The 13880-nt window shown below is 59.8% G+C and carries 14 protein-coding genes; 9 read left to right on the plus strand and 5 right to left on the minus strand.

Annotation, left to right across the window (positions count from 1 at the left end):
* Positions 1 to 29 precede the first annotated feature (29 nt).
* Entirely contained in the window at positions 30 to 197 is a 168-nt protein-coding gene (locus tag P2W41_RS11055; RefSeq protein WP_404933163.1) for a DUF6552 family protein, read from the minus strand.
* A 73-nt stretch (positions 198 to 270) separates the two neighbouring features.
* A complete protein-coding gene (locus P2W41_RS11060) occupies positions 271 to 975 on the minus strand; it encodes an SDR family oxidoreductase (RefSeq protein WP_292895320.1) in 705 nt (234 codons plus the stop codon).
* A gap of 97 nt (positions 976 to 1072) precedes the next feature.
* Here P2W41_RS11060 and P2W41_RS11065 point away from each other — a divergent pair, with 97 nt between their 5' ends.
* The gene (locus P2W41_RS11065) at positions 1073 to 1951 is read left to right on the plus strand and encodes a LysR substrate-binding domain-containing protein (protein ID WP_404933164.1); all 879 of its coding nucleotides are present in this window, start codon (positions 1073 to 1075) and stop codon (positions 1949 to 1951) included.
* A gap of 360 nt (positions 1952 to 2311) precedes the next feature.
* Here P2W41_RS11065 and P2W41_RS11070 read toward each other — a convergent pair whose 3' ends face one another.
* Positions 2312 to 3769, minus strand: a complete 1458-nt coding sequence (locus tag P2W41_RS11070) for an NAD-dependent succinate-semialdehyde dehydrogenase (protein WP_404933165.1) — start codon at positions 3767 to 3769, stop codon at positions 2312 to 2314.
* Between the two features lie 69 nt (positions 3770 to 3838).
* Positions 3839 to 4780: an AEC family transporter gene (locus P2W41_RS11075; protein ID WP_292895312.1), complete on the minus strand. Its 942-nt coding sequence runs from the start codon at positions 4778 to 4780 to the stop codon at positions 3839 to 3841.
* A 130-nt stretch (positions 4781 to 4910) separates the two neighbouring features.
* Here P2W41_RS11075 and P2W41_RS11080 point away from each other — a divergent pair, with 130 nt between their 5' ends.
* From P2W41_RS11080 to P2W41_RS11105, 6 genes are all read left to right on the plus strand, one after another.
* Positions 4911 to 5462, plus strand: a complete 552-nt coding sequence (locus P2W41_RS11080) for a histidine phosphatase family protein (protein WP_404933166.1) — start codon at positions 4911 to 4913, stop codon at positions 5460 to 5462.
* A gap of 107 nt (positions 5463 to 5569) precedes the next feature.
* Positions 5570 to 5848 carry an acyl carrier protein gene (locus P2W41_RS11085; RefSeq protein WP_007009717.1) on the plus strand — a complete coding sequence of 93 codons (279 nt, stop codon included), beginning with the start codon at positions 5570 to 5572 and terminating at the stop codon, positions 5846 to 5848.
* A 34-nt stretch (positions 5849 to 5882) separates the two neighbouring features.
* Positions 5883 to 7070 carry a beta-ketoacyl-ACP synthase gene (locus P2W41_RS11090; protein ID WP_404933167.1) on the plus strand — a complete coding sequence of 396 codons (1188 nt, stop codon included), beginning with the start codon at positions 5883 to 5885 and terminating at the stop codon, positions 7068 to 7070.
* Positions 7071 to 7156: 86 nt separating this feature from the next.
* Positions 7157 to 8377 carry a beta-ketoacyl-ACP synthase gene (locus P2W41_RS11095; protein ID WP_404934970.1) on the plus strand — a complete coding sequence of 407 codons (1221 nt, stop codon included), beginning with the start codon at positions 7157 to 7159 and terminating at the stop codon, positions 8375 to 8377.
* A 39-nt stretch (positions 8378 to 8416) separates the two neighbouring features.
* Positions 8417 to 9445, plus strand: coding sequence for a zinc-binding dehydrogenase (locus P2W41_RS11100; protein ID WP_404933168.1), 1029 nt, complete (start codon positions 8417 to 8419; stop codon positions 9443 to 9445).
* A gap of 10 nt (positions 9446 to 9455) precedes the next feature.
* Positions 9456 to 10376, plus strand: coding sequence for a lipid A biosynthesis lauroyl acyltransferase (locus tag P2W41_RS11105; RefSeq protein ID WP_404933169.1), 921 nt, complete (start codon positions 9456 to 9458; stop codon positions 10374 to 10376).
* Between the two features lie 15 nt (positions 10377 to 10391).
* On the opposite strand, the gene P2W41_RS11110 is transcribed toward P2W41_RS11105, so the two are convergent.
* Positions 10392 to 10823, minus strand: coding sequence for a L,D-transpeptidase (locus P2W41_RS11110; RefSeq protein WP_404933170.1), 432 nt, complete (start codon positions 10821 to 10823; stop codon positions 10392 to 10394).
* Positions 10824 to 11013: 190 nt separating this feature from the next.
* Between P2W41_RS11110 and P2W41_RS11115 the strand changes: the two genes are divergently transcribed.
* Positions 11014 to 12297 carry an acetylornithine deacetylase/succinyl-diaminopimelate desuccinylase family protein gene (locus P2W41_RS11115; protein ID WP_404934971.1) on the plus strand — a complete coding sequence of 428 codons (1284 nt, stop codon included), beginning with the start codon at positions 11014 to 11016 and terminating at the stop codon, positions 12295 to 12297.
* Positions 12298 to 12379: 82 nt separating this feature from the next.
* Positions 12380 to 13861, plus strand: a complete 1482-nt coding sequence (locus P2W41_RS11120; RefSeq protein WP_404933171.1) for an ABC transporter substrate-binding protein — start codon at positions 12380 to 12382, stop codon at positions 13859 to 13861.
* The last annotated feature ends 19 nt before the right edge of the window (positions 13862 to 13880 follow it).

Genomic DNA, 13880 nt, shown 5'->3' on the forward strand with positions numbered 1-13880 from the left:
CACTCTCCTCGAATGACTATTCTCGCGTGTCAGTTACTCGTCATTCCACCAATCATCGCGCCGGGCGCTACAAGATGGATAAGCACTAACGCCTTGTCATCCTTTAGTGCTCCGACGGCGAACCATCCCACAACTCCGACAGGAAAAAGGTAAAGGTTCCCGGGAGTCCAACCAAACCCTGTCGCGGTGTATCCCATGATCTGAACGGCAGATGCGCCCCAGTTGACCGCAAAAACAGGGCGATCGCGCTATGATTCACAGGCGATGATTTCAGACGGCCCGAGTCAGCCCCCCGTCTATGCGCAGGTTTTGGCCTGTCATATAGCCTCCATCTTCAGAGGCGAGCCATGAAATCAGCGAAGACACTTCCGATGCATAGCCATAACGGCCCATTGGAATGCGCGCCTTGCGATCTTCTGTTTCGGGAAGACTATCTATGAAGCCAGGAAGCACGTTGTTCATACGGATGTTTTGGGGCGCATACTTATCTGAGTAAAGCTTTGCGAAGGCTGCCAGCCCTGCCCGAAAGACGCCCGATGTTGGAAAGAGCGGGTCGGGCTCAAACGCCGCGAAGGTTGAGATGTTGATGATCGCTCCGCCACCCTGCGCTTCCATCAGTGGTGTGATGAGCCGTGCCGGTCGGATCACATTCATCAAGTAGACTTCCATGCCGTGATGCCAGTCTTCATCACTGATCTCCAGAACCGGGCCCTTCGGCCCGTGGCCCGCCGAGTTCACCAATACATCAACACGGCCCCAGCGATCCTTAGCACCCTCGATCAACGCGGTCAGGGCTTCGCCATCAAGATTGGAGCCGGTCACCCCAAAACCGCCTAACTTTGCACCGAGCGCTTCGCCCTTGCCTGACGATGAGAGGATGCCGACCTTGAACCCATCTGCGGCCAACCTTCGTGCTGCATCTGCACCCATACCGCTGCCTCCAGCCGTTATCAGCGCCACTTTTTCTACTGCCATGATTGAAATCCTCTATGATTTCTGGAGAAATGGCATGGATTTGGAGCGATTTCGATTCAGGTTTGCTGTTTTGAACCTGTAGAATTACTATTGTGCAATGACTGACCTTCCTCCTCTCAACAGCTTGCGCGCATTTGATGCAGCAGGTCGTCGCCTCAGTTTCCGCGCCGCTGCCGATGAGCTGGGCGTCACACAAGGGGCCGTTGCGCAACAGGTTCGCCAACTCGAGGCCCATCTGGATGTCATCTTGTTCGAACGTGTGCCGAAGGGCTTGGTGTTCACATCGGTCGGACGCAGCTTTCACAGCCGGATTGCAGGGGTCTTCGCGGATCTTCGCGCAGCAACCGCCGAGTTGAAGCCGGAGCCCAACAAAGTCGTCGTCAGCGTAACCCCAACGTTCGCCGCAAAATGGCTGATTCCAAATCTTCCAGACTTCACGGCAACGCACCCGGATATCGATCTACGGATCATGGCCACCGACAAAGTTTCAAGCTTTCACAGCGATGGGATCGACCTTGCGGTACGGCAGGGATCGCCGCCATTTGGCGCGTCGTTGGACGTGACGTTGCTTTTCAAGCAGACACTGATAGCGGTTGCTTCACCAAAGCTTGCAGGCCTCGGCGGTCATCCGCTCGATCCTGAAGCTCTGTCCAAACAGCCGAAGATCCACGATACTCACGACCTATGGCCAAGTTATCTTGCGTTCTTGGGCGTGCAAGACCAATCGCCTCGCGGTCTTCGCTTGAGTCAGACCTCTCTCGCAGTGGATGCAGCCATCGCCGGTCAGGGTGTGGCCTTGGTCAGTCGATTTCTGGTGGCGCAAGACCTTGAAGCCGGTCGTTTGGTCGAGGTTGGTAAGATGTGGGAGGCCAGCGGAAACGACTTCTACGTCCTCATCCCTCGCACCGCAAAGAACAACCGGCCCGTGAGTGAGGTCATGTCGTGGCTAAAGACGCGCTCCGCTGAAGATGCCTGACGTCTTTAAACTGGTAGCGGACACACAAATCATCGAGACGCAAGGCAACTAGGTCCCGCAAATCGGCCATTCGCATCCGCAAAAGAGGCAACGACGACAGTGAGTTCAAACACGCGTCCGATGGTCCGCATAAAACAATGCGTGAACACGACCTCCGAAAGAACGAAACCCACCGGGCCGTTCTTCAAACGCCCCCTTCGAGCAACGTGAGTGGACCGAGAACATGTTCACAAAGTTGCAGAAATGGCGGCGCATCGCAGGTGGACATGACCGCTGCGCACAGACACCCGTGCCAGCGGCCTGCCTCGCATCGCCGCGCATCAATGTATCATCTTCCGGAGCAATCCGTGCCCCCTGCCCCTAGAGCCCCAGTCCGCCGATGCAGACATATTTTGTATCGAGATAATCTTCGATGCCCTGATGTCCGCCTTCCTTGCCGAGGCCCGATTCCTTGAGGCCGCCAAACGGCGCTTCGACCGTGGTGATAATGCCCTCGTTTACCCCGACCAAGCCGTATTTCAGCCCTTCCATAACGCGGAAGGCCCGTCCCAGATCGCCGGTGTAGAAATAGCAGGCAAGACCAAACACGGTGTCGTTGGCAAGATTGATTGCCTCTTCTTCCGTCTCGAACCGGAACACCGGCGCGACGGGACCGAAAATCTCTTCCTGCATAAAGCGCATGTCGGGCGTTGCGTTGGAGATCACGGTCGGCTGGAAGAATGAGCCTCCCAGTGGATGGCGCGCGCCGCCGGCAGTGACCTTGGCTCCCTTGCTGGTGGCGTCCGCAATGAGCTCCTCGACCTTCTCGATCGCCTTCTCATCGATCAGTGGCCCCTGCTGGGTTCCTTCCTCAAGGCCCGACCCTACTTTCAGCTTTTCGGCAGCGGCCGAGAGCTTCTCTACAAACGTGTCGTAGATGCCCGCCTGCACGAAAAACCGGTTGGTACAGACGCAGGTCTGGCCGGAGTTGCGGTACTTGGCTGCAATCGCACCTTCGACAGCGCGGTCGATATCCGCGTCGTCGAAAACGATGAAAGGTGCGTTTCCGCCCAATTCCATGGACACCTTCTTCACCGTCCCCGCCGTCTTTTCAATCAGCGTCTTTCCCACCTCGGTGGAACCGGTGAACGTGATCTTGCGGACAAGCGGGTTCTCGCAAAGCTCATCGCCGATTTCAGAAGCCGCGCCGGTGACGATGTTCACGACACCTTTTGGAAACCCCGCCTCTTCGCACAAAACACCCCAGGCGAGCCCGGAATACGGTGTCTGCGAAGCGGGTTTGGCAACGGCAGTACAGCCGGATGCAAGTGCCGGGCCGAGCTTGCGCGCCAGCATTGAGGACGGAAAATTCCATGGCGTGATCGCGCCGATGACCCCGACCGGTTCCTTGGTCACCAGAATGCGTCGGTCCGCCCAGGGCGAAGGCACCACATCGCCATAGACCCGGCGTCCCTCTTCGGCGTACCAGAGAATGTAGGCAGCCGACATGCCCACCTCGCCCTTGGCCTCGGCAAGGGACTTGCCCTGCTCCATCACCAGGAGTTCGGCAAGTGCGTCCTGATTGTCCATAATGGCATCATGCAGTTTGCGCAGAAGCTTGGCACGATGGTCAGCGGAGGTTCTTTTCCAGGAATGGAAAGCGGCGTCGGCGGCCTCGATGGCACGCCGGGTTTCCGCCGTGCCTGCCCGTGGCACGGTGCCGATCGTCTGGCCATTGGCGGGATTGACGACATCAATGGTCTGACCCGAATCCGCCTTCACCCAGGCTCCGTCAATGAAATTTGCCTGGCGCATGAAATGACTGGTCTTCTGAAGCATCTGCATCTTCTCCTGTGTTTGCGCGGCACCGTACCGTCCTCCGCTATCCCGGCTAGAGGCTAGCTGGCCTCATTGATAGAGCCAGTGAAGCACCGATAGCCAGAACGCGGCCGATAGCACCGCCAGAGCCGTGGCGATGGTCATCGCGTTGGAAGCGAGCGCCTGCCCCGTACCGAAGCGCGAGGCAATCAGATACGGATTCACCCCTGACGGCAGGCTTGCGGCAATGACGGCGATCTGCGCGCTGAAGACCGGCAGGCCAATCACAAGCGCCACACCAAGGGCAACGGCAGGCATCAGGAAAAGTTTCAGCCCGGCAATCACGATTGCGGGCCGCACATCGCCCGAAATGCCAAACCGGCGCAATCCGAGGCCCATGGCGAAAAGCGCAACGGGGCCCGCGACATTGGCAAGCGCATCGACAAACCGGGTACCGAGAGCCGGCATTTGAAACCCCGAGAAACGCCAGAGCAGGCCTGCAACGATGCCGATGATCAGCGGACTGGAAAAAAGCTTTGTCAGAAACTCGCGGAGAACCGAAAGCGCACTCCCGCCCTTGCGACCGACAAGCGCGAACAGCAGAATCGACATTCCCATCATGATCGGCAGATGGATCGACACGATCAGCGACAGGATCTCAAACCCCTCCTGGCCGAACACGCCGAGCATGAAGGGGATGCCAAGAAGGACGAGGTTGGAAAAACTCGTGGAGAGACCGGCAACCACGCCGGCGCGGGCATCGCGCCCGAACAGATGGACAATCGTAAAATGCCCCGCCACCCAGGCGACGGCGACGGCGGTAAAATAGGTGGTCCAGAGGGCCCATGGCAGGCTGCCGTCAAATGCCGCCCCCGCCATCGTACGGAAAAGCAGAAGTGGCACAGCGATGGTCACGGCGAATTCGCTCAGGGCGTCACCCGTCTGCGGCTTTAGCAGACCGGTCCAGCCGGCCACATAGCCGAATGCAACAAGCCCAAAAACGAAGGAAACGGTTTCAACAAGCGGAGACATGCAGACTGTTTAGCCGCAATGGTTGCCAAGGGAAACCATCAGTCAGACAAATCCACTCAGGGCAGCAAGGCGGCTTTCAAGTCCGGTCCCTGTGCCTATATGCTAGGAAGAATAGTTTGAGGATTGCCCTATGCTTCGCCTGCTTGTTGCCATCATTTTTGTTTTCAGCGTCCTTCCAGCGCAGGCAACCGAGGCCGGGTGGGCGCTGTTGCGCAACGGCGGACAGGTTGTTCTGATGCGGCACGCGATTGCACCGGGAAACGGAGATCCGGCCAATTTCGACCTTGAGAAATGTGGCACCCAACGCAACCTTTCCGAGCGCGGACGTCTGCAGGCCCGACGCATCGGCGCGCTCGTCGAGGCGCGCGCGGCGCCGGTGGAAAAGGTCCTGGCCAGCCGCTATTGTCGTACCCGCGACACCGCAACCCAGGCATTCGGCCCGACATTGATGGAAGCCTTCCCCGCGCTTGACCTGCCATCAGACGAGAGCGCCATGGAAAAGCAGAAGGCGGACATTCTGGAGCGAATCAACAGCTACACCGGATCGGGAAACCTGTTTCTGATCACCCATCTTGAAGTCATCCAGGCGTTGATCGGTGCGCCGGCACGAGAAGGCGAAGCCATTATTTTGTCACGCGGAGGCGACAGTCTCGCCGTGGCCGCGCGCATCAAATTCAACTGATCGTGCCATCAGCGGTACCTATAGCCCCTTTTCCTACCGGCAAAAACCGATTAGAGACCCCACGATCATCCTATTGTAAGAGAATCTCCCCAGACTGAGGGCCGCACGTGACGACATTCGACAAGGTTGCCGACATCATCGCTGAGACCAGCGAGATCGATCGCGAGAAAATCACCCCCGAAAGCCACACCATCGACGATCTGGGCATCGACAGCCTCGACTTCCTCGACATCGTCTTTGCCATCGACAAGGAATTCGGCATTAAGGTTCCGCTCGAAAAGTGGACCCAGGAAGTCAATGACGGCAAGGTTTCGACGGAAGAGTATTTCGTCATGAAAAACCTCTGTGCCAAGATCGACGACCTGGTGGCTGCAAAGGCCGGCTGAGTTTTCCTGACAGTAGACCGTTGAAGGGAGCGGCATGAGCGCGCGCGATGTAGTTATTACCGGGATGGGCATTGTTTCCTCGCTTGGCGAGGGCGCGGACGCCCACTGGCAGGCGCTCACGGCGAAGACGCCCTCTCCCGTCCTCGATCGGGACCGGTTTGCGCCATACACCATTCATCCCCTGCCCGAGATCGACTGGGGCCAGCAGATCCCCCGCCGCGGGGATCAGCGCCAGATGGAGACGTGGCAGCGCCTTGGCACCTATGCTGCAGGGCTGGCGCTCGACGATGCCGGGCTCAAGGACGACGAGGCGCTCTGCGCGACGATGGACATGGTGGTGGCTGCCGGTGGTGGCGAGCGTGACGAGACCGTGGACGAGGCCATCCTCGCCGCATCGCTCGAGCGTGACGACCATGACATCCTGCTAAACGAGAAGCTCACCACCGAGCTGCGGCCGACGCTGTTTCTTGCGCAGCTTTCCAACCTTCTTGCGGGCAACATTTCCATTGTCCACAAGGTGACCGGTTCTTCCCGCACCTTCATGGGCGAGGAAGGTGCCGGTGTTTCGGCGATCGAGACGGCTGCCGCGCGCATCCGCTCCGGACAATCCTCGCATGTTCTGGTTGGTGCATCCTTCCAGACCGAGCATTCAGACATGCTGCTTGCCTATGAACTGGCCGGTTTTCTGCATCGCGAAGACTGGAAGCCCGTCTGGCAACGCGCAGATGCAGAGGGCGGCGGTGTGGTCACTGGTTCCGGCGCTTCTTTTCTGGTTCTGGAATCGCGCGAGCATGCGGAAAAGCGCGGCCGCAACGCCTACGCTTCGATGGGACCGGTGGTCTCACGCCGCACGCGCCGCCGGAGTGAACCGCTGGTCGCCGGTATCACAGAGATGCTTGATCGGCTTCCTCTGCCCCAGACCCCGGTTCTGGCTCTTTCGGGCGCATCCGGCGCCGATGCGGCAACGGCCGCCGAACGCGAAGCGCTTTCCCGTCACGACAACGTTGCGCTGCGCGGCTTCTCAACGCTCACCGGCCACATGAAGGAAGCGCAGTTTCCCTTTGCAGTGGCGCTTGCAGCGCTTGCGCTGCATCATGGCAACCCCTACCCGGCCTTCGACAGTGCAACCGAAGCTGCATTCGACGGTAGCCTCGATACCGTTCTGGCGACGTCCATTGGCTACCACTGCTACGAAGGCATGGGCCTCATAAAAAGGGCCTGACGCCCGTCGGCCCGGAGGATTTTGAAGAAAGCGATCCCGTGAAAACGACCGACAGCTTTGGAAGACCCGTTATCGCCGTCACCGGAATGGGTGTCGTCACCTCTCTCGGCCAGGGCCGCGCAGAGAACTGGGATGCGCTGATAAACGGGCGGTCCGGCATCCACCCCATCACGCGCTTTCCCACCGATCATCTGGCCACCACGATTTCCGGCATGGTCGATTTCCTGCCGTCGAGCACGAAAGGGGCGAGCGTCCACACGCACCACCTCGCCGATCTCGTGGCCGCGGAAGCCATCGAACAGTCCGGTCTGCCCGCCTCCGATTTCGGTGGACCGCTCTTTCTGGCAGCGCCTCCGGTCGAGCTAGACTGGCATCACCGTCTAGCGCTTTACGCCAAAGCCCGTAGTCACAACGGCAATCCCTCGCTCATCGAAGCAGCAAGGGAAGCCCGCGCCATGGAGCTTTTTGAGGAAAGCCAGTTCGGCACCATCGCCGACAGGCTTGCCGAGCGCTACGGAACACGCGGACTGCCCATCACCATGTCGACTGCCTGCGCGTCGGGTGCGACCGCGATCCAGTTGGGCGCGGAGGCGATCCGTCGTGGCGAATGCGACCGGGCGCTCGCCGTCGGTGCGGACGGATCGGCAACAGCCGAAGCGCTCATCCGTTTCTCGCTTCTGTCCGCCCTCACCACCCAGAACGACGCGCCGGAAAAGGCATCGCGTCCTTTCTCCAAGGATCGCAGCGGGTTCGTTCTGGCGGAAGGTGCCGGCGCGCTGGTGCTCGAATCTCTGGAAAGCGCCCTTGCGCGCGGTGCCGAAATCCTCGGCATCATGCGCGGCTGCGGCGAGAAGGCCGATGATTTCCATCGCACGCGTTCAAAGCCCGACGGCTCGCCCGCCATCGGTGCGGTGCGCGCTGCCCTTGCGGACGCCGGCATGGCCGAATACGAGATCGAATATGTCAACGCGCACGGCACCTCGACGCCCGAGAACGACAAGATGGAGCATCTGTCGCTTTCCACCGTCTTTGGCGAGCGCATGAAGACCACCCCAATATCCTCCAACAAGTCGATGATTGGCCACACGCTCTCTGCAGCCGGTGCCATCGAAGCCGTTTTCTCACTGATGACCATGCGTGAAGGCATCATTCCGCCCACCATCAACTATGACACGCCGGACCCGGCGATCGAGCTTGACGTGGTGCCAAACGTGAAGCGCGAAGCGCAGGTTTCGACCGTTCTTTCCAACTCGTTTGGCTTCGGCGGACAGAACACCTGCCTTGTCATGGCCCGCGAACCGGTCTAATCGACCGGGTTCAATTGCCCGAAACCATCGGAATTCATTATGCGCGCACTTCAACTCGTCGCCGATCGCAAGCTTGAGACAGTCGATCTTGCGCCGCCCCCGGCTCCCGGACAGGGCGAAGTGACCCTGAAGATCCGTGCCGTCGCCCTTAACCACATCGATGTCTGGGGCTGGCGCGGCATGGCGTTTGCCAAGCGAAAAATGCCGCTTGTGGTTGGAGCCGAGGCGTCCGGCGTGGTCGAGACGGTTGGTCCCGGCGTCAGCAATCTGCTTCCAGGCCAGCTCGTTTCCATCTATGGCGCACGCACCTGCGGCCTGTGCCGCCCCTGCCGCGAAGGCCGCGACAATCTGTGCGAACATGTCTCCGGCGTGCACGGTTTTCACCTTGATGGCTTTGCACAGGAAAAAATCAATCTGCCCGCACGTCTCCTCGTCCCGGCACCGCCCGGTGTGGACGAAATCGGTGCTGCCGTCGCGCCCGTCACCTTCGGCACCGTCGAGCACATGCTGTTCGACAATGCGAAGCTCGAGCCGGGCGAAACCATTCTCGTTCAGGCCGGCGGTTCCGGCATTGGCACCGCCGCCATCCAGCTTGCCAAGAGCATGGGCTGCACCGTCATCACCACGGTCGGCTCCGAGGACAAGATGGAAAAGGCAAAGGCGCTCGGTGCCGATCATGTGATCAACTACCGCGAGGACCGCTTCGAGGGGGTTGTGCGCAAGATCACAAAGAAGCGCGGCGTCGACGTGGTGTTCGAGCATGTGGGTGCCGACACATGGGCAGGCTCGCTCCTTTCCATGAAGCGCGGCGGACGCCTCGTCACCTGCGGGTCCACCTCCGGTGTTTCCACCAACATGAACCTGATGCAGCTTTTCCAGCAGCAACTCAAGATTTTCGGTTCCTTCGGCTGCCGCATGGAAAACATGGCCAACGCCATGCAGAAGATGGCGCGTGGGCTCTGCTCTCCGGTCATCGACACCGAGGTGAGCTTTACCGATATAGACAAGGCGCTTTCTCGCATGGAAGGCCGCGACGTGTTCGGCAAGATCATCCTGCGCGTGGACTGACCTGCGCCCCATGAAGCGCTTTCTCTACTCAACCGGCAAACGGCTCAAGACGCTGGAATACTGGCTCACCGCGCGCATGGTGATCGGTATTCTGACACTTCTGCGCAAGCTGCCGCCAGAAAAGGCGCTTGGTCTGGCTGAAAAGGTCGCCCGCAAACTCGGGCCCAAAGTAGGCCGTCATCGACTGGCAGTCGACAATCTGCGGCAGGCCTATCCCGAAAAGAGCGAAGCCGAGATCGAGACCATCGCCCTCGACATGTGGGGCAACATGGCGCGTCTTGCAGCCGAGTATGTGTTTCTCGACAAGCTGTTCGATTTCGATCCGGAGGCTGAAACCCCTGGCCGTGTCGAGGTGGAAGGTGTTGAGATCTTCAAGCGCCTGCGCGACGAGAAGGGCGTTCCGCACATCTTCTTCACCGGGCATCTGGGCAATTTCGAATTCCTGCCGATCGCTGCCGCCCGCTTCGAGCTCGCCACCACATCGCTCTTCCGACCGCCCAACAATCCTTATGTAGCTGACTACATACTGAAAACCCGCAGCAGCGCCATGGGCGGGCTTGTGCCCTCACAGGCGGGGGCGGCCCTTCAACTCGCCCGCGTTCTGGACGATGGCGGCAATATCGGCGTTCTGGTCGACCAGAAATTCCGCAAGGGCGTGAAGACGCACTTCTTCGGCCGCGAATGCAAGACCAACCCGCTATTGCCCAAACTTGCGCGTCAATATGGCTGCGATGTCTACCCGGCCCGCTGCAAGCGCCTGCCTGGCGGCCGCTATCGTCTCATCGTGGAAGACAAGATCGCCCTGCCAAGGCAGGCGGATGGCATGATCGACATCGATACCAGCGCTCAATTGCTCAACGACGTTGTGGAGCGCTGGGTTCGCGAGGATCCCGGCCAGTGGATGTGGTTCCACAAGCGGTGGGAAATGTAGCCTGCCTCCGGACGTTCAATCCGTGACGACGATCCGCGTGTTGCGCGGCCCGACCTTCCGCACCAGCGAATAAAGCCGCTTCGCGTTGGCCGTATGCAGGCGCACACATCCATGTGAGGCAGGCCGCCCGAGCTTCGACACCGCATTGGTGCCATGGATCGCATAGCCACCATAGTAGAAGATCGAATAGGGCATGGGCGACATGTCGTATTTGCGCGAGTGCCACATCTTGTGCATGCGGGTGGGGCGCCACTGCCCCCGCGGCGTCACATAGCCGCGACGCGCGGTCGATACCCGCCAGCGGTGCAACACGCGTCCGCCATGCATGACCGTCATTGTCTGCTTCGACAAGCTGACTTTGGCCACGAGCCGTGCCGCAAAGCCTTCTGTTGCGCCGCCCGAAAGAAACAGGCCGGCCAAGGCCAATGCAAAGAAAAACCGTTTCATGAGCGCCCCCCGCTACATGTGTTAAGTTTCTACCCGTTGTCTTGACGCATCTAACGTCAATTCATGACAAAACCCCAAATGTCCTTGGTAAATAGAACTATACTGCCTCGTGCGCGACAAGTTCTACCTCTTCACATTTCCGTGCGCGCGCGATCTTGCCAAGCTGGCCACATGCCGCTCTATTGCCCTCATGAACGAACAGCTTGCCTTGGCGGTGCGGCGCAGGACGGACGACCTCGTCGCACTCACTTCCGATCTGATACGATTTCCCACGGTGAACCCGCCCGGAGACGCGTATACGCCGTGCTGCGAATACATTGCGCGTCGGCTGAAAGCCAGGGGCTTTGCCACGCAATTCGTCCGGGGTGTGGGCGCTCCGGGCGATTCAGACCGCTATCCGCGCACAAACGTCATCGCGCGGCGCGAGGGTCGCAGCCCCGGCGCCACAGTGCATTTCAATTCCCATATCGATGTGGTGGAAGCCGGTGAAGGCTGGACGGTCGACCCCTATGCCGCCGTCGTGAAGGACGGCAAGGTTTTCGGGCGTGGCGCCTGCGACATGAAGGGCGGCCTCGCTGCCTCAATCATCGCAGCCGAAGCGTTTCTGGAGATCTATCCGGATTTTCCCGGTGCCATCGAGATTTCCGGCACGGCGGACGAGGAATCCGGCGGCTTTGGCGGGGTTGCCTATCTGGCACGGGAGGGCTTCTTTTCGAAGCCGCGCGTGGATCACGTCATCATTCCCGAGCCGCTCAACAAGGACCGCATCTGTCTTGGCCATCGCGGTGTGTGGTGGGCGGAAATCGAGACGCGCGGCGCCATTGCCCATGGTGCGATGCCGTTCCTCGGCGATTCGGCCATTCGCCACATGGGCGCGCTCCTCCATGCCTTCGAGGAAGAGCTGTTCCCTGCGCTGGACGCGAAGGAAACACGGATGCCGGTCGTGCCCGAGGGCGCGCGCCGCTCCACCATGAACATAAACTCGGTGCATGGCGGCCAGACGGAGGATTTTTTCCCCGGGCTCCCCGCGCCCAATGTGGCCCACTCCTGCCGCATGGTGATCGATCGCCGTTTCCTCATCGAGGAAGACATTTCGGAGGTGAAAGGCGAAGTGGTCTCCATACTGGAACGCCTGAAACGCGAGCGTCCGAAATTCGACTACTCAATGCGCGATCTGATGGAGGTTCTGCCGCTCATGACGGAAGAAGACGCGCCCGTGCCGAGCGCCATTGCTGCGGGTATTCGCGAGGTATTCGGCAAGGAACCCGAATATGTGATTTCACCTGGAACCTACGACCAGAAGCACATTTCGCGCATCGGCCACCTTCATGACTGCGTTGCCTATGGCCCCGGCATTCTCGACCTTGCCCACCAGCCCGACGAATGGGTCGGCATCGAAGATATGGTGCAGTCAGCCACCGTCATGGCGATGAGCCTCGACGTTCTGTTGCGTGGTGTCGTTCCGCCGCGATAAACCTCATTTCAATGCGTGATTTACAGCCGCGCTGAATCACGCTTCAATCCTGAAAAATCACACGGCCCTGCGGGAGAGAGACATGAACACGATCAAGTCCATTATCGGCGGCGCGACGCTGTTATTGGCTGCAGGAACGGCGGCCCTGGCTGCCCGCACCGATCTCGTGATCGGCGTCGTTCTGGAGCCGCCTCATCTCGACCCCACCGCCAGTGCTGCCGCCGCGATCGACGAAATCCTTTACGCCAATCTTTTTCAGGGCCTGACCCGCATCGGCAGAAACGGTGAGGTTTTGCCCGCGCTCGCCGAGAGCTGGGAGGTTTCCGACGACGGCAAGACCTACACTTTCAAGCTGCGCTCCGGGGTGACTTTCCATGATGGCACCACGTTTGATGCCGAGGACGTGAAGTTCACGCTGGATCGGGCCCGCGCCGAAAATTCAACCAATGCGCAAAAACAACTCTTTGCGGCCATCGACACGGTCGAAGTAATCGACCCCCAGACAATCCGGATCATGCTGTCGGCCCCACAGGGCTCCTTCCTCTACAATCTGGGCTGGGGCGATGCGGTCATCGTTGCGCCCGAATCGGCTGAAACCAACAAGGAAAAGCCGATCGGCACCGGTCCCTTCAAATTCGACAAATGGGCCAAGGGGTCGTCCGTCACGCTGGTGAAGAACCCGGACTACTGGGGTGAGCCGGTTGCGCTTGAAAAGGCCGAGTTCCGCGTTGTTCCCGATGCCGCCGCCGCCATTCCCGCGCTCTTATCGGGCGATGTGCAGGCTTTCCCGCAGATGCCCGCCGGCGATGCGCTTAGCCAGATCGAAAATGATCCGCGCTTCGTCGTTGCCATTGGTGCCACCGAGGGCGAAACAATCCTGTCCACCAACAATGGCAAGGAACCCTTCAACAACATCAAGGTGCGTCAGGCCATCGCCCACGCGCTCAACCGGGAAGAGATCATCGCCGGCAATGGTTCGGGCTACGGCACGCCCATCGGCTCGCATTTCTCGCCCGCCAATGAAGCCTACGTGGACCTGACCGCCACCTATCCCTACGATCCCGCAAAGGCGAAAGCACTCCTCGCGGAGGCCGGCTACCCCGACGGTTTCAAGGCCACGCTCAAGCTCCCCCCTCCGGCCTATGCGCGCGATGGCGGACAGGTCGTCGCCTCGCAGCTGCGCCAGGTCGGCATAGAACTGGAGATCATACCCGTCGAATGGGCGCAATGGCTCGAACAGGTGTTCAAGAACAAGGATTACGATCTCACCATCGTCTCCCACACGGAGCCGAACGACATCAACATCTACGCTCGCGACGATTATTACTTCAACTACAAGAACCCCGCCTTCAAGGAAGTCATGAACGCGCTCGACGCGACCGCTGACCCGGAAAAGCGCATCGAGCTCTATCAGACGGCCCAGAAAATCATCGCCGAGGATGCAGTCAACGGCTTCATGTTCCAGCTTCCCAAGATCGGCGTATGGGACGCCAGGCTTCAGGGCATGTGGGAAAACTCGCCCATTCAGGCCAATGACCTGACAGGGGTGAAATGGTCTGATTAAAGGCCGAAAGGACTTCCGC

Source organism: Nitratireductor sp. L15S-10 (genome assembly GCF_045011005.1).
Lineage (GTDB): Bacteria > Pseudomonadota > Alphaproteobacteria > Rhizobiales > Rhizobiaceae > Nitratireductor.